Annotated in this window: 18 protein-coding genes; 11 read left to right on the top strand and 7 right to left on the bottom strand. The window is 59.7% G+C overall.

Translation table 11 applies throughout. From position 1 onward, the window contains the following. The 7 genes from HX868_RS03405 to HX868_RS03375 all read left to right on the top strand — a co-directional run bounded on the left by HX868_RS03405 (nt 1) and on the right by HX868_RS03375 (nt 8,428). Entirely contained in the window at nt 1-384 is a 384-nt protein-coding gene (locus HX868_RS03405; protein ID WP_012723020.1) for a phage holin family protein, read from the top strand. Further along, on the top strand, nt 381-722 hold the full coding sequence (locus tag HX868_RS03400; protein WP_016978474.1) for a hypothetical protein: 342 nt from the start codon (nt 381-383) through the stop codon (nt 720-722). Before HX868_RS03405 ends, HX868_RS03400 begins: the two co-directional genes overlap by 4 nt. A 92-nt stretch (nt 723-814) precedes the next feature. Continuing rightward, on the top strand, nt 815-1,978 hold the full coding sequence (locus tag HX868_RS03395; RefSeq protein WP_177001919.1) for an EAL domain-containing protein: 1,164 nt from the start codon (nt 815-817) through the stop codon (nt 1,976-1,978). 71 nt (nt 1,979-2,049) lie between these two features. Then, nucleotides 2,050-3,381, top strand: a complete 1,332-nt coding sequence (locus HX868_RS03390) for a deoxyguanosinetriphosphate triphosphohydrolase (protein WP_016978472.1) — start codon at nt 2,050-2,052, stop codon at nt 3,379-3,381. A gap of 148 nt (nt 3,382-3,529) precedes the next feature. Continuing rightward, nucleotides 3,530-3,919, top strand: a complete 390-nt coding sequence (locus HX868_RS03385) for a response regulator (protein ID WP_177001918.1) — start codon at nt 3,530-3,532, stop codon at nt 3,917-3,919. A gap of 241 nt (nt 3,920-4,160) precedes the next feature. Further along, nucleotides 4,161-4,784: a response regulator transcription factor gene (locus tag HX868_RS03380; RefSeq protein ID WP_016978470.1), complete on the top strand. Its 624-nt coding sequence runs from the start codon at nt 4,161-4,163 to the stop codon at nt 4,782-4,784. Between the two features lie 8 nt (nt 4,785-4,792). Then, the gene (locus HX868_RS03375; protein ID WP_177001917.1) at nt 4,793-8,428 is read left to right on the top strand and encodes a transporter substrate-binding domain-containing protein; all 3,636 of its coding nucleotides are present in this window, start codon (nt 4,793-4,795) and stop codon (nt 8,426-8,428) included. 38 nt (nt 8,429-8,466) lie between these two features. Here HX868_RS03375 and HX868_RS03370 read toward each other — a convergent pair whose 3' ends face one another. Both HX868_RS03370 and HX868_RS03365 read right to left on the bottom strand, forming a co-directional pair. Beyond that, complete coding sequence (locus tag HX868_RS03370; RefSeq protein WP_016978468.1) at nt 8,467-8,949, bottom strand: GAF domain-containing protein; 483 nt, start codon at nt 8,947-8,949, stop codon at nt 8,467-8,469. After that, nucleotides 8,946-9,836 (bottom strand): ATP-binding protein, encoded by an 891-nt coding sequence (locus HX868_RS03365; RefSeq protein ID WP_016978467.1) that lies wholly within the window; start codon nt 9,834-9,836, stop codon nt 8,946-8,948. Before HX868_RS03365 ends, HX868_RS03370 begins: the two co-directional genes overlap by 4 nt. 163 nt (nt 9,837-9,999) lie before the next feature. Between HX868_RS03365 and HX868_RS03360 the strand changes: the two genes are divergently transcribed. Next, nucleotides 10,000-12,309, top strand: coding sequence for a hybrid sensor histidine kinase/response regulator (locus HX868_RS03360; RefSeq protein WP_177001916.1), 2,310 nt, complete (start codon nt 10,000-10,002; stop codon nt 12,307-12,309). Here HX868_RS03360 and HX868_RS03355 read toward each other — a convergent pair. The 3 genes from HX868_RS03355 to msrB form a co-directional block, all read right to left on the bottom strand. Further along, nucleotides 12,263-12,742 carry a MarR family winged helix-turn-helix transcriptional regulator gene (locus HX868_RS03355; RefSeq protein ID WP_177001915.1) on the bottom strand — a complete coding sequence of 160 codons (480 nt, stop codon included), beginning with the start codon at nt 12,740-12,742 and terminating at the stop codon, nt 12,263-12,265. The two genes, HX868_RS03360 and HX868_RS03355, sit on opposite strands and share 47 nt — an antisense overlap. Further along, on the bottom strand, nt 12,739-13,224 hold the full coding sequence (locus HX868_RS03350; RefSeq protein ID WP_016978464.1) for a glutathione peroxidase: 486 nt from the start codon (nt 13,222-13,224) through the stop codon (nt 12,739-12,741). Before HX868_RS03350 ends, HX868_RS03355 begins: the two co-directional genes overlap by 4 nt. Nucleotides 13,225-13,445: 221 nt before the next feature. Then, nucleotides 13,446-13,838 (bottom strand): peptide-methionine (R)-S-oxide reductase MsrB, encoded by a 393-nt coding sequence (msrB, locus tag HX868_RS03345; RefSeq protein WP_177001914.1) that lies wholly within the window; start codon nt 13,836-13,838, stop codon nt 13,446-13,448. A gap of 202 nt (nt 13,839-14,040) precedes the next feature. Here msrB and HX868_RS03340 point away from each other — a divergent pair, with 202 nt between their 5' ends. Then, on the top strand, nt 14,041-15,252 hold the full coding sequence (locus tag HX868_RS03340) for a pyridoxal phosphate-dependent aminotransferase (protein ID WP_016978462.1): 1,212 nt from the start codon (nt 14,041-14,043) through the stop codon (nt 15,250-15,252). Nucleotides 15,253-15,556: 304 nt separating this feature from the next. Beyond that, entirely contained in the window at nt 15,557-16,444 is an 888-nt protein-coding gene (htpX, locus tag HX868_RS03335; protein WP_016978461.1) for a protease HtpX, read from the top strand. A gap of 56 nt (nt 16,445-16,500) precedes the next feature. Here the strand turns inward: htpX and HX868_RS03330 are convergent, their stop codons facing one another. Further along, nucleotides 16,501-17,157, bottom strand: a complete 657-nt coding sequence (locus tag HX868_RS03330) for a thiopurine S-methyltransferase (RefSeq protein ID WP_177001913.1) — start codon at nt 17,155-17,157, stop codon at nt 16,501-16,503. A 103-nt stretch (nt 17,158-17,260) separates the two neighbouring features. Here HX868_RS03330 and HX868_RS03325 point away from each other — a divergent pair, with 103 nt between their 5' ends. Continuing rightward, nucleotides 17,261-18,028, top strand: a complete 768-nt coding sequence (locus HX868_RS03325; RefSeq protein ID WP_177001912.1) for a DODA-type extradiol aromatic ring-opening family dioxygenase — start codon at nt 17,261-17,263, stop codon at nt 18,026-18,028. 84 nt (nt 18,029-18,112) lie between these two features. On the opposite strand, the gene HX868_RS03320 is transcribed toward HX868_RS03325, so the two are convergent. Further along, nucleotides 18,113-19,786, bottom strand: a complete 1,674-nt coding sequence (locus HX868_RS03320) for a DEAD/DEAH box helicase (RefSeq protein ID WP_177001911.1) — start codon at nt 19,784-19,786, stop codon at nt 18,113-18,115. Nucleotides 19,787-19,874 lie beyond the last annotated feature (88 nt).

Below are 19,874 nucleotides of genomic sequence, written 5' to 3'. Positions count from 1 at the left end.
ATGTCTATCGGCGAAACGGGCTCGTCCACGGGCACCACCTCAAGACGTCTGGGCGCGGCCGTGCTGGGCTTGCTGCACAGCCACGTCGAATTGTTTGGTATCGAATTGCAGGAACAAAAGGCCCGCACTGTCAGCCTGCTGCTGTTTGCCGGCCTGGCGCTGGTGTTTGCGTTGCTGTTGCTGGTGGGGTTGTCGACCCTGGTGATGATCCTGGTTTGGGACACCGGCTACCGACTGACCGGAATCATTTGCCTCTGCGTGTTCTACAGCTTGGCCGCCGCGTTCTGCGGGGTGCGCTTGAAGGCGGCGGTGTTCGATGAGTCCACGCCGTTCCACGCCACCCTCGAAGAGCTGGCCAATGACCGGGAGCGCCTGCTGCCATGAGCATCACTGAAATCCCGCAAACCACTTCCCGCCGGGAAATGCGCAAGGCGTTAATCCGCCTGCGCATGGAAATGCACCGTCAGGAGATCCGCCACGAGTCCCAGCAACTCATGCTGCCGCTGAACAAGGTGCGCAATATGGGCAGCAACTGGCAGGACAGCCTGGGCATCAAGCACGCGCCGCTGTGGGGCGTGGCCGCGGTGACGCTGATGGGTTTCTTTACCGGCAAAGGCGCCAAGGGCGGCGGTATCAGCAGCCTGACGCGCCTGGTGCGCCTCGGCGCCGGCTTGATCCCACTGATCAAACTGGCCATGCAGGGCTCTTCGCGTAAAAGTTGACCCTGGCTGGCTGCATTCTTGCTAACAGAATCGGCCCGGCCCTCGTTTTCGAGGGCCGGGCCTTTTTTCGCCAAGGTTCTTAAGGAGGCCCCGTGATCGACGGGCAACCGCTCGCCTGCTTCCAGCCGTTTATCGACACCGCCACCGGCCGCATTGCCGGCGTCGAGGCCCTGGGCCGTCTGCGCCAGGCTGACGGCCGCCTGCAATCCGTGGGCCCGCTGTTCGCTGACCCGCGCACGCCGGGCGTAACCTTGCGCCGGCTCGACCGGCAGATTCGCGACAATGCGCTGAGCCGCTTGCACGAAGCGCCCGAAGACTGGTTCCTGAGCCTGAACATCTCGCCGCGTTGGATCAATCGGCTGCGTCCAGGCCAAGCCCTGCCAAGCCTGAAACAGATCCACCTCCATGGCGTCGACCCGCAGCGCATCGTGTTCGAGATCACCGAACTGGGTGGCGACATCCGGCGCCTGGCAGACGTGGTGGAGCGCTATCGCGAAGCCGGTGCGCGCATCGCCATCGACGACTTTGGCGCCGGCTATTCCCAGCTCGACCGGGTGCTGGCGTTGCAGCCGGATATCCTCAAGCTGGACATGCGCCTGTTCCAGGACGCCGCCCGTGGTGGGCCGAGCAGCGAAGTGGTGCGAGCCCTGGCGCAGATGGCCGAGAAGACCGGCTGCTGGATCATTGCCGAAGGCGTGGAAACCGAGGCGCAATTGAGCTTCGCTCTGGAGTGCGGTTCGCGCTATGTGCAGGGCTATCTGTTTGCCCAGGCGCAGTTGGACTGGTTCGCCGCCGACGCCTTCGTGCCGCGTTTCGCCCAGTTGCGCACGGCCTATGTCCAGCAGAAGCTGGCGGAACGCGGGCGCGTCATGCAACTGCGCCAGCAATTGGCCGAACTGATGAAGATCCTGCAGACCTGGGCCCAGGGGCAGGCGCCGCTGAACCAACTGCCGCGACTGCCGGCGTTTCCCTGGCTGCTGCGCTTCTACCAGTGCGACCGGCACGGCACCCAACTCACACCGAACTTCGAGTGGCGCCAGGACGCGTGGCAATCCGACAGCCGTTACCTGGGCCACAACTGGTCATGGCGCCCGTACTTCTACCACCTGCTGGCCGAAGGCTGGGAAGAGCGCCGCCTGACCCTGTCCTCGACCTACCGCGACGCCACCACCAACCAGTATTGCCTCACCGCCGGACAATTCTTCGATAACGGTCAGCGCTTACTGTTAATCGATATCAACGCGGCCGGGTTGTAGATTTTCGCTTGCCCAGGCCGCGCTGAACCGGGAAGCTGGGAGGGTCATTCACCGCACGGAGAGTACCCGCCTTGGATTGGCCCACCCTGCTGACTCGCGAACGTCTTGGTAAACCGCTGCACAGCCCGGAAGAACTGGGGCGTAGCCCGTTTCACAAAGACCATGACCGTATTATCTTCTCCGGCGCGTTTCGTCGCCTGGGCCGCAAGACCCAAGTGCACCCGGTCTCCAGCAACGACCATATTCACACGCGCCTGACCCATTCCCTGGAAGTGAGCTGCGTGGGTCGCTCCCTCGGCATGCGCGTCGGCGAAACCCTGCGCAGCGCCCTGCCCGACTGGTGCGACCCGAGCGACCTGGGCATGGTGGTGCAGTCGGCCTGCCTGGCCCATGACATCGGCAACCCACCGTTCGGACACTCCGGCGAAGACGCCATCCGCCACTGGTTTCAACAAGCCGCGGGACGCGGCTGGCTGGATGACATGAGCAGCGCCGAGCGCAATGACTTCCTCAACTTCGAAGGCAACGCCCAAGGCTTCCGAGTGCTCACCCAGCTTGAGTATCACCAGTTCGACGGCGGCACACGGTTGACTTACGCGACCCTGGGCACTTACCTGAAATACCCATGGACCGCCCGGCATGCGGACTCCCTGGGTTACAAAAAGCACAAGTTCGGCTGCTACCAGAGTGAGCTGCCAATCCTCGAGCAGATCGCCCACAAACTCGGCCTGCCGCAACTTGAAGAACAGCGTTGGGCCCGGCACCCGCTGGTGTACCTGATGGAGGCGGCGGATGACATCTGCTACGCCTTGATCGACCTGGAAGACGGCCTGGAAATGGAGTTGCTGGAGTACGCCGAGGTCGAGTCGCTGCTGCTCAATCTGGTGGGTGACGACCTGCCCCAGACCTATCGCCAACTCGGCGCCCAGGATTCCCGCAGGCGCAAGCTGGCGATCCTGCGTGGCAAGGCCATCGAACATTTGACCAACGCGGCAGCGAGCGCCTTCGTCGAGCAACAGGACGCCTTGCTCGCCGGCACACTGCCCGGCGATCTGGTTGAACATATGCACGGTCCGGCCAAGCGTTGTGTGTTGGATGCCAAGGACATGGCGCGCAAAAAAATCTTCCAGGACAAGCGCAAGACCCTGCATGAGATCGGCGCCTACACCACCCTGGAAATTCTCTTGAACGCATTCTGCGGCGCGGCACTGGAGCAGCATGGCGGACGCACGCCATCATTCAAGAACCGACGCATTCTCGATCTGCTGGGCAACAACGCGCCGAACCCCGAATGGCCGCTGCACGCATCGTTTCTGCGCATGATCGACTTCATCGCCGGCATGACCGACAGCTATGCCACCGAAATGGCGCGGGAAATGACCGGACGCTCGAGCCCTCAATAGCGGTTGATCATCCGCCTGCTCCCTGAAAGGAAGCGACCTACAAAGGGAACAGAGCGGCCTGATCGAATTCGTACAAGCATCCGATGAACAATCGCGCACGTTTTTACGTCTCGCCCAATCGCCATCTGACTCACCGTGTGCCCTACCTATGCTCAAGTCCAACCTTCGTCTCCTGGTGGTGGAGGATCACCCCTTTCAGCTCCTCGCCACCCAGTGCCTGCTCAACAACTTTGGTTTCGACCAATTGACGCTGGCTGAAAACGCAGGGCAAGCGATCCAACTAATGACGCAGTGCGCAGCCCCCTTCGACCTCATGCTGTGCGATCAATGCCTGCCCGACCTGCCTGGACTGGAGTTGATAGAAATAGCCAGCCGCCGGTGTTTTATAGCGGCTGCCATTTTACTCAGTGGTTTACCCGTGATCGAACTGGAGAATCTGAGCAAGCAGGCCCTTCAGCGTAACCTGCCGATGCTTGGTTACTTATCGAAACCGCTGAACCAGGACGAGCTCATGGCCTTCATCAATGTAGGAAATTAAACATTCCGTTTTAAGATAACTTACCGGAAATGGGTCAGACAGTATCAGGCATGGAGATTGCCCCTCACACAATCTGAAGTGCCGGCATGAATGCCCGCAAAGCCTTCGTAATGCGTGAGCCTTAGCCGTTTTTGTTGTAGGAACATTCCTGTTTTGCATCCCGCCCCCCGCTGCTTCGTCCTCTCCCCTCAACTTCTGAGCTAATGTGCCCGCTTTATTTGCACTTGCGTGGAATGTGATTATGAACACAGTTTTCATCATCGATGATCACCCTGTTATCAGGCTGGCCATTCGAATGCTGCTGGAACACGAAGGTTATAAAGTCGTTGGCGAGACCGACAACGGCTGCGATGCGATACAAATGGTTCGCGAATGCCTCCCGGACTTGATCATTCTCGACATCGGCATCCCAAAACTGGATGGGCTCGAAGTGTTATGCCGCTTCAACTCCATGAACACCTCGATGAAAACCCTTATCCTCACGGCGCAAACCCCCACCCTGTTCGCTACCCGCTGCATGCGCTCAGGGGCTGATGGTTATGTGTGCAAGGAAGGTGATCTGAGTGAACTGCTGAGTGCGATCCGCGCCGTATTATCCGGTTATAACTATTTTCCCAGCCAGGCCTTGAACACGTGTGGACCTGAAGCAAACTACGAAGAGCTGGAGCTGTTCAAAACAGTGAATGATCGCGAGTTAATGGTTTTGCAACTTTTTGCACAAGGCCGTACAAACAAGGAAATTGCCAAAGGCATGTTTTTAAGTAACAAAACTGTCAGCACTTATAAAAAGAGACTCATGCAAAAACTGAAAGCAAAGTCCTTGGTAGAACTTATCGAGCTGGCAAAACGAAACGCGCTGGTGTGAGAAAGCGGATGCCGAAGTGTATAAAGGACTATTTCATTATATTGAGCGCAGGCGTGTGCTTGAGCACCACCGTGCTCGCAGCTGCCACACAACCGGAGCACTACAATTTACTGAGCCGAGCAGGGAACGTCCAACTTGACACGCCACTGGACAACACTCAACGCCGGTGGCTGCTGAACAAACGTGAACTGATACTGGGTACGGCAGCCCCCGACTACCCGCCTTTCGATATCACGTCGAGCGGGCGCGACTATGAAGGCATCACTGCCGATTACGCTGGGGTCTTGGCCAAGGCACTGGCGTTGCCCGTCAGGGTGCAGCGCTACCCGACCAGGGAGGCGTCCATCCAGGCACTGGCGTCAGGTGAAATCGATCTGTTGGGTTCTTCCAACGGCTTTGAAGCCACACATCCATTGCTCACCCTTTCGGCGCCGTATGCCGTGGATCAGCCTGTTCTGGTAACACGCGAAGGGGAAACCCGCAGCCTGAGCGATGGCCTGGCCGGTCTTCGCTTGAGCTTGGTCTACCACTACCTGCCACCGGAGGAGGTACAAAAGCTGTACCCCAAGGCCATTACTCGTGCCTACCCCTCCTATCAGAATGCGCTGAACGCCGTCGCATTCGACCAGGCTGACGTGTTTCTTGGCGATACCATTTCCACTCATTACATGATCAACAAGGGCTACCTGAAAAACATCCATATGGCCAACTTCGGCAAACACGAAGCCTACGGGTTCAGTTTTGCCCTGCGCCAAGACCAACAGACCCTATTGAACATCGTGAACGCCGTGCTGGCAGCACTGCCCACCCATGAACGGGAAAACATCGCCAAACGCTGGAGTGCCGGCAGCGACATTCTGCTGACCGATCAGAAGCTGCAACTGACCCAACGCGAAGAGCGTTGGCTCAAAGCACACCCCGTGGTCAAGGTCATCGCCAACGAAACCTTTGCGCCGCTGACGTTCTTTGATGCCGATGGCAATTTCCGTGGCATCACCGCCGACCTCCTGGAACTGATACGCCTGCGTACAGGGCTGCGCTTCGAGATTCAACGCGGGCGTAACATCAACGCGATGATCGAACAAATCGACACCGGTAAAGCCGATATCATCGGCGCCATTGTGCCCAGCAACGAGCGAGAGACGGAGCTGAATTTCAGCCGCCCCTACCTGGAAAACTCCTACGTACTGCTGACGCGCAAAATGCCTGACGCCCCTTTAAACCTGGAGCAAATGGCCGGCAAACGCCTGGCGATCACCGAGGGCAACCCGCTGGAAGTCGTTCTTCGCAAGGACTTCCCACACATCCAACTGGTGGAAACCAGTGACACCTTCAAAGCGTCGGAATTGCTGGCCCAAGGGCAAGTCGAAGGTGCGGTGAACTCACTGGTGGTCGCCAACTACCTGCTTTCCTCACACATCTTCCAGGACAGATTACAGATCAGCACCAGCATCGGCACCCTGCCCGCCCTCTTCTCGCTGGCCACCTCACGCGACGCCACGGAATTGAGCTCGATACTCGACAAGGCGCTGCTCAGTATCGCTCCGGACGAACTCGGCGTGATCAACAGCCGCTGGCGAGGCTACACCGCCGCCTCCGACAGCTACTGGCGCGATTACCATGACTTGATTGCCAAGATCATCATCGGCACCGGGCTGCTGCTATTGATCTCGCTGGGCTGGAACGCCTACATGCGCCGCCAGATAAAACATCGCCGGATGGCCGAGCGCGCCCTCAACGATCAGTTCGAGTTCATGCGCGCGCTGGTCAATGAAACGCCTCATCCGATTTACGTGCGCGACCGCAAGGGCCTGCTGCAGACCTGTAACGACAGCTACCTGCAGGTATTCGATGTAAAGCGTGAGGATGTGATCGGGAAAAGTGCCCTGCAGATCAATACGGCACTGGAAACAGAAGCGTCGCAATACCACGCCGACTACCAGCGTGTGGTCGCGCAAGGCAACCCACTGATCCTGGATCGATCCCTGCACATTCGCGGAAAGAAACTGACGATTTATCACTGGATCCTCCCCTATCGCGACTCGACCGGCGAGGTCCAGGGCATCATCGGAGGCTGGATCGACATCAGCGAGCGGCGCCAACTGTTCGATGAGCTGCGCGCGGCCAAGGAGCGTGCCGACGAGGCCAACCGCGCCAAAAGTACCTTTCTTGCGACCATGAGCCACGAAATACGCACACCGATGAACGCCGTTATCGGCATGCTGGAACTGACCCTAAAGCGAGCGGATCAGGGCCATCTGGATCGCCCGGCCATCGAGGTCGCTTACCACTCGGCCAAGGACCTGCTGGAGCTGATCGGCGATATCCTCGACATCGCGCGCATCGAATCAGGCCGACTGAGCCTGGCCCCCGAGCGGGTAAACCTGAAGGATGTGATTGAGTCGGTGGTTCGCGTGTTCGACGGCCTGGCGCGCCAGAAGACGCTCAGTTTGCTGCTGGAGTTCAAACCTGGGCTTAACGACACCGACGTCCTGATCGACCCGCTGCGCTTCAAGCAAGTGCTGTCGAACCTGGTGAGCAATGCCATCAAATTCACTGAACGCGGCGAGGTGAAGGTCAAGGTGGACGTGCAACCTACCGACCTGCCGCAACAAGTCGAAATGAGGCTGGTGGTCGAGGACACGGGTATAGGCATCAGCCGGGAAGACCAATTGCGCTTGTTCGAACCCTTCTCCCAGGCCGACAACTCAGGGCACTTGGCCCGCAGCGGGGCGGGCCTGGGATTGGTGATCTGCCGCAGCCTGTGCGCAATGATGGGCGGGCAATTGAGCCTGAGCAGCGTCCCCATGGTGGGCACGCAGGTGCACGTAAGTCTTAAGATGCACAGCCTCCAGCCCGCGCAAGCCGTAGAAGAACTCAAGCCGGCGACACCCACACCTGCACCGGTGCTCAATGTGCTGGTGGTGGATGATCACCCCGCTAACCGTTTGCTGATGTGCCAGCAATTAGGTTACCTCGGCCACCAGTTCACCGCAGCCCAGCATGGTGCGGCCGGCTTCCAGGCTTGGCGCCAGGAACACTTCGACCTGGTCATTGCCGACTGCAACATGCCCATCATGAACGGCTATGAGTTAAGCCGCTCAATCCGTGAATATGAACAACGCGAGCAGTTAACCCCTTGCGTCATACTGGGTTTCACGGCCAACGCCCAACCGGAAGAGAAACGGCGCTGCACTGAAGCGGGAATGAACGACTGCCGGTTCAAACCCATCAGCCTTACGGTACTGGAGCGGCAGCTGGCGCAGGTCGGTCCGCAACCCACCGGTACACTTCTGGATCTGAGCAGCCTGGACGCACTGACGGGAGGCGACCCGCAACTGAGCCGGCGCCTGCTGGAGGAGTTGTTGAGCAGCAGCGTCCATGACCGCCAGGAAATAGTTGCTCTGGTGGCTCGACAGGCGCCACTCCAGGACATCATCGAGCAGGCGCATAAGATCAAGGGCGCCGCGCGCATTGTGCAAGCCAGCCTGCTGGCCACTCAGTGCGAGGCGCTGGAACAGGCCTGTGCCCGAGGCGAGGAACTGCCACTGATCGAAACCGGCATCAAGGCTCTGGAAAAATGCATGCTTGAACTGGAAAGGCAGCTGCGAATGCAACTGGACAGCTTGCAGACAGAGCAATAGGCAGGAGCGAGCCTGCCTGCTCGCCCCTGATGGAACCCTCAGCAGTCGGTCAAACGCAGGAAAATCGCCGCCAACTGTTCAATACCCGCCTGATCCTCAGGGGTAAAACGCGCCAGCGACGGGCTGTCGAGGTCAAGGACGCCAATCAGTTTGCCGTCCTTGACCAGAGGCACCACCAGCTCGCTGTTGGACGCGCTGTCACAGGCGATATGCCCTGGGAACTCATGTACATCCTCCACGCGCTGGGTCTGCCGCGAGGCGGCCGCCGCACCGCACACTCCACGGCCAAACGGAATGCGCACACAGGCGATCTGGCCCTGGAACGGGCCCAGCACCAGCTCTTCGTTACGGTTGAGGTAGAAGCCGGCCCAGTTCAAGTCATCCAACTGGTTGAACAGGAACGCAGAGAATTGCGCACTGTTGGCAATGAAATCCCGCTCATCGGCGAGCAGCGACTCCAACTGCGCGCAGAGCATGGCATAGCCATCCAGGCCCGTACCGGCGCTTTGTAGGTCGATCATGATTGACGCTCCAGCAATTTGAGGCCCACCCAGTAACGGGCGAATTGGTACGCGCAGCGACCGTTGCGGTTACCGCGACCGGTGGCCCAGCGTACGGCAAGGATGTCGAGGGCTTCATCGCGCTGCCATTGCAAACCGGCTTTGCTTGCCAGTTCGCCGATCCAGTGCTCCACCACATCGAGGAAATGCTCCTGGGTAAACGGATAGAACGACAGCCACAAACCAAACCGGTCGGACAAGGCAATCTTGTCCTCCACCGCTTCGCTTGGGTGCAACTCGCCATCCACGCGCTTCCAGTTGTCGTTGTCGCTCTGGTTTTCCGGCACCAGGTGACGACGGTTGGAGGTTGCATACAGCAGCACGTTTTCCGGGGCCTGTTCGAGAGAGCCGTCCAGCACGCTTTTAAGCACGCGATAATCGCCTTCACCGGCCTCGAACGACAGGTCGTCGCAGAACAGAATAAACCGCTGCGGCAGTTTGACCAGTTGCTCGACCACACGCGGCAGGTCGGCCAAATGGTCTCGCTCGATTTCAATCAGCCGCAAGCCGGCTTTGGCATGCTGGGCCAGCAAGGCGCGGACCATAGAGGATTTGCCGGTGCCGCGCGAACCCCACAGCAATGCATGGTTGGCAGGCAGGCCGTCGATGAATTGCTGGGTATTGCGCGCCAGCGTTTCACGTTGCTTGTCCACACCAATCAGGTCGGACAGGCGCATGTCCAAGCTCACATCCAGCGGCAACAGGAAACCCGTGCGGCCTTCACGCTGCCAGCGGGCAGCCAGGCATTGGTTCCAATCGATGGCTTGGCGGGGTGCGGGTAACAAGGGCTCCAGGCGGGCGAGCACTGCATCGGCCCGTTCCAGAAAGGCATTCAATCGAGAATCCACAATTATTCCTCTGGCAAGTTCTTGCAAAAGATGGCGTATTGGCAACTCTGCGGCAGACCGCACGAGGCTGCGTAAAAAACGATTCATGCCGGGTAAGCCAGAGCCTGTGGATGTTCAGCTATGCTTGCCGGGCGAAGGGAAACGTGAAGTGGTTCAACACTCGATGGATATCAAGTTCGCCCACCGCTTGTCTTATAAACAAGCCAGATTGACTGTGCTGGTCGGTTTCGTCTTGGGAACCTTGCTCAGCCTGATCCAAATCGGCATTGATTATGCCAGCGAAGACGCATCCATCAACCGTGAAATTCGCTCGCTGATCGAAATCAGCCACAACCCCGCGTCACGTATCGCCTACAACATCGACGCCGAACTGGCCCAGGAACTGACCCTGGGCCTGCTGCACTCCCCCGCCATCATTCATGCCCAGTTGATCGACAACAATGGCGTGGTGCTGGCCGATGTCGACCGCCCGCGTAAAGAAAGCACTTACCGCCCCGTCAGCGATTTCCTGTTCGGCGCCAACCGTCAGTTTGAGGATCGGTTGTTCCTCAGCCACATGCCCAACGAGTCCCTCGGTGTGCTGCGCCTGGACGTGGACACCTATGCCTTTGGCAGCCGCTTCCTGCGCCGTGCCGAGATCACCCTGCTCAACGGCTTCGTCCGCAGCCTGTTACTGACCGGCATCTTGTTGGGCTTGTTCTACGTGATGCTGACCCAGCCGCTGGTGCGCATCATCCGCGAGCTGAGCAACCGCCGGCATGCACGCCTGGATTGCCCGCCAGGCCACGAGCACGATGAAATCGGCGTGCTGGTGAACGTTGCCAACCAACAGTTTGAAAACATGGAGACAGAGATTCAGCAACGCCGCCACGCTGAAGATCGGTTGACCGAATACTTGGGACAACTGGAAGACATCGTGTCCGCACGCACCCTGGAGCTCAAGACCAGCAACCAGCGGCTGAGCAAGTCCAACGATGAGCTGGAAGCGGCGAAGATGCATGCACTGGGCATGGCCCAGGCGCGGGCAGCGTTCCTCGCCAACATGAGCCACGAAATCCGCACGCCGCTCAACGGCCTGCTAGGGATGATCGCACTGTCACTCGACAGCCCACTCAACGCCGAACAACGTCAGCAACTGTCCATTGCCCATGACTCGGGCAAGGTGTTGGTGGAGTTGCTCAACGATATCCTCGACCTGTCCAAGTTCGACGCTGGCCAGTTGGAGTTGGAGCGCATCCCGTTCGACCTGGGTTCGTTGGTGGAAGACACCGCCAACCTGTTGTCGCAGAACGCCGCGCCGAGCGTCGAACTGACTTGCCTGATCGACCCGCAGTTTCCCGCCCAGGTACTGGGCGACCCGACCCGCGTACGGCAGATCGTCAGCAATCTGCTGTCCAACGCCTTGAAGTTCACGCGCTTCGGCCGGGTCGATGTTCGCCTCAGCGCGCGGGAGGGCCAGGTACGCATCGAGGTCTGTGATACCGGCATCGGCATTGCGCAAGAAGCCCAGGTGAAGATCTTCCAGCCCTTCACCCAGGCCGGCGCCGGCATCACTCGCCAGTTCGGCGGTACGGGTCTGGGTCTGGCACTCACGCACAACCTGTGTGAAGCGATGAAGGGCCGGCTGAGCATCAGCTCGGAGGTGGGTTTTGGTAGCCAGTTCTGCGCCGACCTGCCTCTGCCGATCCATTTGCCCGCAGTGCAACCGGCACCACTGAGGGGTGAAGTGATCGCTATAACCAGTGCCGGCAGCGGCCTGACCGAATTGCTGACCACCCTGCTGCCTCACTGGGGGCTGACTCCGCATTGCTACCCGCGTGATGAAGACTTAAGCGGGCACATGCCTGACCTGCTGATCACCGACTGCCCGGAATGCCTGTTTCGCCTGCGCCCCACCCTCAGCGCGCCGATCCTGCTGGTGACCGCCTATGGCAACTTCATGCCCAGCGAAGAAGTCGCCGCACTCGCGCCGCTGCAACAGCAGGCGCGCCCGCTGAGCCGCAATGCGCTGTATCAGATACTGCAACGTACCTTGCGCAGCGACGCGCAACTGATCCTCGACCCGATCCAGATGGAAGCCGCGCCCCTGGCGCACCGCGCGCGCATCCTGCTGGTGGAGGACAACCCGGTCAATCAACTGGTGGCCAAGGGTATGCTCGGCAAACTGGGGTGTGAAGTGGTCGTGGCCGCCCATGGTGGCGAGGCGCTGAAGTTTCTTGAGGAACAACGCTTCGACCTGGTGTTGATGGACTGCAACATGCCGGTGATGGACGGCTACGAAGCCAGCCGACAGATCCGTCGCAGCGGGCGCTGGCCGGACCTGCCGATCGTTGCCTTGACCGCCAACGCGCTGTCCGAAGAGCGCGAGCGTTGCCGGGCCGCGGGCATGAATGACTACCTGGCCAAGCCGTTCCGTCGTGAGGAACTCAGTGGTTTGCTGGAGCTGTGGGTGCCGAAGACGACAAATCTCTGATCTGCCCAAGCAGCTGGTCCAAGCCCTCACGCAGCGCGTCAGCCTGGTTCAGGTCGATGCCGCTGTCGCACAGCAGCCGGGTCTTGAGGGCATGGGTCTGGTCACGCAACTGCACACCGGTTTCGCTCAGGCTCAGGTGCACTTCGCGCTCATCCTTGGCGCTGCGCTGGCGCCTGACCAGACTGAGTTGCTCAAGGCGTTTGAGCAGCGGCGTCAACGTGCCCGAATCCAGCATCAAGCGCTCACCCAATGCCTTGACCGTGGGTTGCGTCGGCGCTGTGGCGTGCCACTCCCACAACACCAGCATCACCAAGTATTGCGGGTAGGTCAGGCCCAGTTGATCGAGCATCGGCTTGTACGCGCGGGTCACCGCCCTGGAAGCGGCGTAGAGCTTGAAACACAGTTGATTGTCCAGCGCCAGGGAGACCGTCATTTGAGCAGGGCTTCGATCTCTTGGGTCAGGTCCTGCGGCTTGGTCGTTGGCGCGAAGCGCTTGACCACCAAGCCGTCACGACCGATGAGGAATTTGGTGAAGTTCCACTTGATACCCTTGGATCCGAGCAGGCCCGGTGCCTGTTTTTTCAGTTGCACGAACAACGGATGGGCGTCGCTGCCGTTCACGTCGATCTTCTTGAACAGCGGGAAGCTGACACCGAAGTTCAGCTCGCAAAACTCGGAAATCGCGCCTTCGTTACCGGGCTCCTGCTTGCCGAACTGGTTGCAGGGGAAGCCCAACACCACCAATCCTTGATCCTTGTACTGCTGCCAGAGCTGTTCCAGGCCCTTGTATTGTGGGGTGAAGCCACACTTGCTGGCAGTGTTGACCACCAGGATGGCCTTGCCGGCGAAATCGGCCAAGGTCTTTTGCTCACCCTTGATGGTGGTGCAAGGGATGCTCAGCAGGTTGTTGCTCATGGCAGTGTCTCGATAAGAAGAAAAGAAGATTAAACATAGTAAGCAATTCAATTGTATGCAACTTAATTGACGGAACTGATGCCGTGATATCAACGCTATCCCTGTAGGAGCGAGCTTGCTCGCGAAGAACGTAATGACACCGTGTTCCCCCGGAATGCCCGCGTAATCGTTGACGATTTTCGCGAGCAAGCTCGCTCCTACAGGGTGCAACGCCGTTCAATTCAGCGGGGAACGAGGTCCAGGCACACCGAGTTGATGCAATAACGCAGGCCGGTCGGCGGCGGGCCGTCCGGGAATACGTGCCCCAGGTGGGCATCGCATTTGGCGCAGGTCACTTCGGTGCGGACCATGCCGTGGCTGGCGTCACGGATCTCGATCATCGCGTTGCCGGCGATCGGCGCGTAGAAGCTCGGCCAACCGCAGCCGGAGTCGAACTTGGTCGTGGAGTCGAACAACGGCTCGTTGCAGCAAATGCAGTGGTACACACCGTCGGTCTTGGTGGCGTTGTACTTGCCGCTGAAAGGTCGCTCGGTGCCCTTGAGGCGGCACACGTTGTATTGCTCCGGATCGAGCATCGCCTTCCATTCTTCAACGGTTTTCTGCAACTTTTCCATCGATACACCTCGGCAACTGAAAAAGCCTGATCTGTGTCTTTTCCATGGATCAGGCGGCACGTATGATTGCGCCTCTTCAAAACGCCAGTCTGGCACCCGCGCTACCGGCATTCAAACGTATTTATGGGTGCGGGCCCCGCAGGATTCGCAGTACGGTAGTGTCCCCACCGTCTGGATCGTTCATTTTCAGGATCACATCGCCATGCAGGTCAGCAAATCGAACAAGCTCGCCAACGTCTGCTACGACATTCGCGGCCCAGTGCTCAAGCACGCCAAACGCCTGGAAGAGGAAGGCCATCGCATCCTCAAGCTGAACATCGGCAACCCGGCGCCCTTTGGTTTCGAAGCGCCGGACGAAATCCTCCAGGACGTGATCCGCAACCTGCCCACCGCCCAGGGCTACAGCGACTCCAAAGGCCTGTTCAGCGCGCGCAAGGCGGTGATGCAGTACTACCAGCAGAAGCAGGTCGAAGGTGTCGGCATCGAAGACATCTACCTGGGCAATGGCGTGTCCGAGTTGATCGTGATGTCCATGCAGGCCCTGCTCAACAATGGCGACGAAGTGCTGGTGCCGGCGCCGGATTACCCGTTGTGGACCGCCGCCGTGACCCTGGCCGGCGGCCACCCGGTGCACTACCTGTGTGACGAAGGCGCGGACTGGTTCCCGGACCTGGCCGACATCAAGGCCAAGATCACACCGAACACCAAGGCCCTGGTGATCATCAACCCGAACAACCCGACCGGCGCGGTGTATTCCAAGGAAGTCCTGCTGGGCATGCTCGAACTGGCGCGCCAGCACAACCTGGTGGTGTTCTCCGACGAGATCTACGACAAGATCCTCTACGACGACGCCGTGCACGTGTGCACCGCCTCACTGGCGCCAGACCTGCTGTGCCTGACCTTCAACGGCCTGTCCAAGTCCTACCGCGTGGCCGGCTTCCGCTCCGGCTGGATCGCCATCTCCGGTCCCAAGCACAACGCCCAGAGCTATATCGAAGGCATCGACATGCTGGCCAACATGCGCCTGTGTGCCAACGTGCCGAGCCAGCACGCGATCCAGACCGCCCTGGGCGGCTACCAGAGCATCAATGACCTGGTCCTGCCTCAAGGCCGCTTGCTGGAACAGCGCAACCGCACCTGGGAACTGCTCAATGCCATCCCGGGCGTGAGCTGCGTGAAACCCATGGGCGCGCTGTACGCCTTCCCGCGGATCGACCCGAAAGTGTGCCCGATCCTCAACGACGAGAAGTTCGTACTCGACCTGCTGCTGTCGGAAAAACTGCTGGTGGTGCAAGGCACCGCGTTCAACTGGCCGTGGCCGGATCACTTCCGTGTGGTGACGTTGCCGCGTGTGGATGACCTGGACATGGCCATCGGTCGCATCGGCAACTTCCTCAAGTCCTATCGCCAGTAACGCGAACGACGCTGTACGGCCGACAATTGGTCGTACAGCGAGTATCTGGCAACACTTCTCTGGCTTTCCCCCGTACAGGCATTTCGCCGTCACTGAAAAAGCCAGCAACCCCCTGTATTCACGGGACAGCGAGGCACCGGCGAACCGATTCAGCCCTGTTTCCCCTATCGGAAATGCCCTTCAAGACTCTACATTCAGGCTGTAGGACACAGTTTGAAATAGTCGCTCGGTTGAATCACCCCATGCCGCACCTTATATACCCCGCAGTACGCGACATATTAAGCATGAGGAGAATTCTACAACCATGATGCGCATCCTGCTGTTCTTGGCCACTAACCTTGCGGTCGTGCTGATTGCCAGCATCACCTTGAGCCTTTTCGGCTTCAATGGGTTCATGGCGGCCAACGGGGTTGACCTGAACCTCAATCAGCTGCTGGTTTTCTGTGCGGTCTTTGGTTTTGCCGGCTCGCTGTTCTCGCTGTTCATCTCCAAGTGGATGGCGAAGATGAGCACCAGCACCCAGGTGATCACCCAACCCCGTACCCGGCATGAGCAATGGTTGCTGCAGACCGTCGAGGAGCTATCCCGCCAAGCCGGTATCAAAATGCCTGAAGTCGGGATCTTCCCGGCTTATGAAGCCAACGCCTTTGCCACCGGCTGGAACAAGAACGACGCACTCGTTGCGGTGAGCCAGGGCATGCTGGAACGCTTCTCGTACGATGAAGTGAAGGCCGTGCTGGCCCACGAGATCGGCCACGTGGCCAACGGTGACATGGTCACCCTGGCGCTGGTACAAGGCGTGGTGAACACCTTCGTGATGTTCTTCGCGCGGATCATCGGCAACTTTGTCGACAAAGTGATCTTCAAGAACGAGGGCGGCCGCGGCATTGCCTACTTCGTGGCGACCATCTTCGCCGAGTTGGTGCTGGGCTTCCTGGCCAGTGCAATCACTATGTGGTTCTCTCGCAAGAGAGAGTTCCGTGCAGATGAAGCCGGTGCCCGCCTGGCCGGTACCGGGGCAATGATTGCAGCGCTGCAACACCTGCGCTCCGAGCAGGGCCTGCCGGTGCACATGCCGGACAGCCTGACCGCCTTTGGCATCAACGGTGGCATCAAGCAGGGCATGGCTCGCCTGTTCATGAGCCACCCGCCGCTGGAAGAGCGTATCGACGCACTGCGTCGCATGGGCTGATATCCCGCAAGGCAAAAAAAGGGGCGATTGGATCGCCCCTTTTTTGCGGACACAATTTAGGCCTTGGTCAGCCGATAAACCCGCTCATCGAGCCGCGTGACACCCTCCTGCACAAACTTCCAACTCTCCCCCAGAACATCCTGCTCTTGCAGCGTTTCCAAGGTCCAGTTCGGACCGAACAGCACCCTCACCTCATCATCCGTCACTGCAAACGGTGGCCCGGCTTTTTGCGTCTGGTCGTAATCAAGGGTGATCAGCAGCCCCTGGCACCCCGACGGCAGCAAGCGGCTCAAATGCTCGGCGTACTGCGCACGCATCAGCGGTGGCAAGGCGATCAACGCGGCGCGGTCGTACAACGCGACGCACCCCACCAAGGCTTCGGCATCCAGGGCGAAGAAGTCGCCGCACCACACTTCGATCAGATCAGCCTGGTACACCGTAAAGGCACCTCGCCGAGTGATACGTGGCACAAGGTTCTGCTCGTTGAAAAACGCCTCGACAGCCTGCTCCGACAGCTCCACGCCCATAACCCGTAACCCATGGCTGGCCAGCCACATCAGGTCCAGGCTCTTGCCGCACAAGGGCACGAGCACCTTGGAGCCCTCAGCAACCGCCAATAGCCGCCAATGTCGTTGCAGGTAAGGGTTGACCTCAGGCAAATGAAAGCCGATCTGATTGCGCGCCCAGCGCTCCTGCCAAAACTTAGGCTCCATAGATCCTCCATAAAATTCGATCAAATGGCGCTAAAACTTATATTAGATTTAGATCAATGATCTGATTGAAGATGGGCCCATGTTAACGCTCAGGACCCTACTTATGTTTCCCAGCCTGTTTATCTCCCACGGCTCGCCCATGCTTGCCCTGCAACCCGGTGCCAGCGGCCCGGCCCTCCAGCGACTCGCTGCCGAGATGCCACGCCCGAAGGCAATCGTGGTGGTGTCGGCGCATTGGGAAAGCCATGAACTCCTGGTCAGCGGCAGCGCCGCGCCTGAAACCTGGCACGACTTCGGCGGCTTCCCCCCCGAACTGTTTGCCGTGCAATACCCGGCACCGGGTGACCCGCAACTGGCCGCTGAAATTGTTGAGTTGTTGAAGGCCGACGGCTTGAATGCACGCACCGATGACCGTCGCCCCTTCGACCATGGCACCTGGGTGCCGCTGTCGCTGATGTACCCGGCGGCGGACATCCCGGTGGTGCAGGTGTCTCTGCCCAGCCGTATGGGCCCTGCCCTTCAGACCCGTGTCGGGCATGCCCTTGCCAGCCTGCGCGAGCACGACGTGCTGCTGATCGGCTCGGGCAGCATCACTCACAACCTGGGCGAGCTGGACTGGCGTGCGGGACCTGAGAGCATCGAGCCTTGGGCGCGAGACTTCCGGGACTGGGTCGTCGATAAGCTGGCGGCCGACGATGAAGCGGCGCTGCACGACTACCGCCGCCAGGCGCCGAATGCTGTGCGCAGCCATCCAAGTGATGAGCATCTATTGCCACTGTACTTTGCCCGTGGCGCCGGCGGCGATTTCAGTGTGGCGCACCAGGGCTTCACCCTGGGCGCGCTGGGCATGGATATCTACCGTTTCGGCTAACCCAGACACCTCAACCCGCAGCCAAAAAAAATCCCCGAACCAGTCGGGGATTTTTCATGTGCGATCAATCAGCCCAAGGGCGGATCAATCTTCGCGGTAGCGACGCAGCTTCAGCTGCTTACCGGCAACGCGAGTGTCTTTCAGCTTGGCCAGCAGTTTTTCCAGACCGTCTTCCGGCAGCTCCACCAGGGAGAAGCTGTCACGGACCTGGATGCGACCGATGGCTTCACGTGCCAGGCCACCCTCGTTGAGGATAGCGCCCAGCAGGTTCTTGGCAGCGATACCATCACGCGCGCCCAGCGCGGTACGGCAACGAGCACGGCCTTCAGCCAATGGCACCGGGGCACGACGCTCACGATCACCACGGTCTGGACGGTCGCCAGTACGCTCTGGACGATCACCGCGTGGCGCGCTGTTCGGCACTAGTGGACGTTCTTTCTCGATGGCGGCCAGGGTCAGGGCTTGACCGTTGGTCGCCTTGCGCAGCAGGGCTGCAGCCAGGGCACGCGGGGTGCAACCGATATCGGCGGTCAGGCGGTCCAGCAGGTCGCCGTGGGTCGACTCAGCGTCAGCCACCAGAGGCGACAAGCTGTTGGTCAGTTTCTTGATGCGCGCATCGAGAACGGCCTGGGCATCCGGCAGGCGGACTTCGGCCACTTTCTGACCGGTTACACGCTCGATCACTTGCAGCATGCGGCGCTCACGTGGAGTCACCAGCAGCAGTGCACGACCTTCGCGACCGGCACGGCCGGTACGGCCGATACGGTGAACGTAGGACTCTGGATCGTACGGCATGTCAACGTTGAACACGTGGGTGATACGTGGAACGTCAAGGCCACGGGCAGCGACGTCGGTCGCCACAACGATGTCCAGACGGCCATCCTTGAGGGAGTCGATCACGCGCTCACGTTGGTTCTGGGCGATGTCACCGTTCAGCGCAGCGGCTTTGTAGCCTTTGCCTTCCAGGGCACTGGCCAGGTCCAGGGTCGCTTGCTTGGTGCGCACGAACATGATCAGGGCGTCGAAGTCTTCGACTTCCAGCAGGCTCAATACAGCCGAGGTCTTCTGGTCAGCGTGAACCAACAGGTGAGCCTGTTCGATCGCGGTAACGGTCTGAGTCTTGGTCTGGATCTTGACGTGCTCCGGGTCACGCAGGTGACGCTCGGCGATGGCACGGATCGACTGTGGCAGGGTGGCCGAGAACAGTACGGTCTGACGGGTCGGTGGCAGTGCCTTGAAGATGACTTCCAGGTCATCCATGAAGCCCAGCTTCAACATTTCGTCGGCTTCGTCCAGAACCAGGTGGTTCACGGTCGACAGGACTTTCTCGTCACGACGCAGGTGGTCGCACAGACGGCCCGGGGTGGCAACAACGATCTGTGCGCCATTACGGATTGCTTTGAGTTGTGGGCCCATAGGCGCGCCGCCGTAAACGGCCACAACGGTTACGCCTGGCATTTGCTTGGCGTAGGTTTCAAAAGCGGTTGCTACTTGCAGCGCCAACTCACGGGTTGGCGCCAGGATCAGGGCTTGCGGTTCGCGCTTGGCAGGATCGATGCACTGCAGGATAGGCAAAGCGAACGCGGCAGTTTTGCCGGTACCGGTTTGCGCCTGGCCAATCATGTCCTTGCCGGCCATGATGATCGGGATCGATTGCTGCTGAATCGCCGAAGGCTCTTCGTAGCCGGTCGCTGCGACGGCTGCAAGAATATTCGGGTTCAGATTAAAAGCGGCGAAGCCGCCGGTTTCCTGGGTCATGGGTCTGCCTCTAAGTGCATCCGCAAAGACCCATGCTCCAAAGCTGCGCATGCCGTGTTGAGACTCAAGAGTCGCCCTGGCTGCTTTG

This window comes from Pseudomonas reactans, from assembly GCF_013385825.1.
GTDB classification, from domain to species: domain Bacteria; phylum Pseudomonadota; class Gammaproteobacteria; order Pseudomonadales; family Pseudomonadaceae; genus Aquipseudomonas; species Aquipseudomonas reactans.
Note: the sequence above shows the minus strand (reverse complement) of the source record. Positions and strands in the feature narration are given on the sequence as shown.

What these genes read in the sequence shown, in the direction of transcription:
- HX868_RS03405 (WP_012723020.1), top strand. Translation starts at nt 1, where the DNA reads ATGTCTATCGGCGAAACGGGCTCGTCCACGGGCACCACCTCAAGACGT.
- HX868_RS03400 (WP_016978474.1), top strand. Translation starts at nt 381, where the DNA reads ATGAGCATCACTGAAATCCCGCAAACCACTTCCCGCCGGGAAATGCGC.
- HX868_RS03385 (WP_177001918.1), top strand. Translation starts at nt 3,530, where the DNA reads ATGCTCAAGTCCAACCTTCGTCTCCTGGTGGTGGAGGATCACCCCTTT.
- HX868_RS03380 (WP_016978470.1), top strand. Translation starts at nt 4,161, where the DNA reads ATGAACACAGTTTTCATCATCGATGATCACCCTGTTATCAGGCTGGCC.
- HX868_RS03375 (WP_177001917.1), top strand. Translation starts at nt 4,793, where the DNA reads ATGCCGAAGTGTATAAAGGACTATTTCATTATATTGAGCGCAGGCGTG.
- HX868_RS03370 (WP_016978468.1), bottom strand. Translation starts at nt 8,949, where the DNA reads ATGATCGACCTACAAAGCGCCGGTACGGGCCTGGATGGCTATGCCATG.
- HX868_RS03360 (WP_177001916.1), top strand. Translation starts at nt 10,000, where the DNA reads ATGGATATCAAGTTCGCCCACCGCTTGTCTTATAAACAAGCCAGATTG.
- HX868_RS03355 (WP_177001915.1), bottom strand. Translation starts at nt 12,742, where the DNA reads ATGACGGTCTCCCTGGCGCTGGACAATCAACTGTGTTTCAAGCTCTAC.
- HX868_RS03350 (WP_016978464.1), bottom strand. Translation starts at nt 13,224, where the DNA reads ATGAGCAACAACCTGCTGAGCATCCCTTGCACCACCATCAAGGGTGAG.
- msrB (WP_177001914.1), bottom strand. Translation starts at nt 13,838, where the DNA reads ATGGAAAAGTTGCAGAAAACCGTTGAAGAATGGAAGGCGATGCTCGAT.
- HX868_RS03340 (WP_016978462.1), top strand. Translation starts at nt 14,041, where the DNA reads ATGCAGGTCAGCAAATCGAACAAGCTCGCCAACGTCTGCTACGACATT.
- htpX (WP_016978461.1), top strand. Translation starts at nt 15,557, where the DNA reads ATGATGCGCATCCTGCTGTTCTTGGCCACTAACCTTGCGGTCGTGCTG.
- HX868_RS03330 (WP_177001913.1), bottom strand. Translation starts at nt 17,157, where the DNA reads ATGGAGCCTAAGTTTTGGCAGGAGCGCTGGGCGCGCAATCAGATCGGC.
- HX868_RS03325 (WP_177001912.1), top strand. Translation starts at nt 17,261, where the DNA reads ATGTTTCCCAGCCTGTTTATCTCCCACGGCTCGCCCATGCTTGCCCTG.
- HX868_RS03320 (WP_177001911.1), bottom strand. Translation starts at nt 19,786, where the DNA reads ATGACCCAGGAAACCGGCGGCTTCGCCGCTTTTAATCTGAACCCGAAT.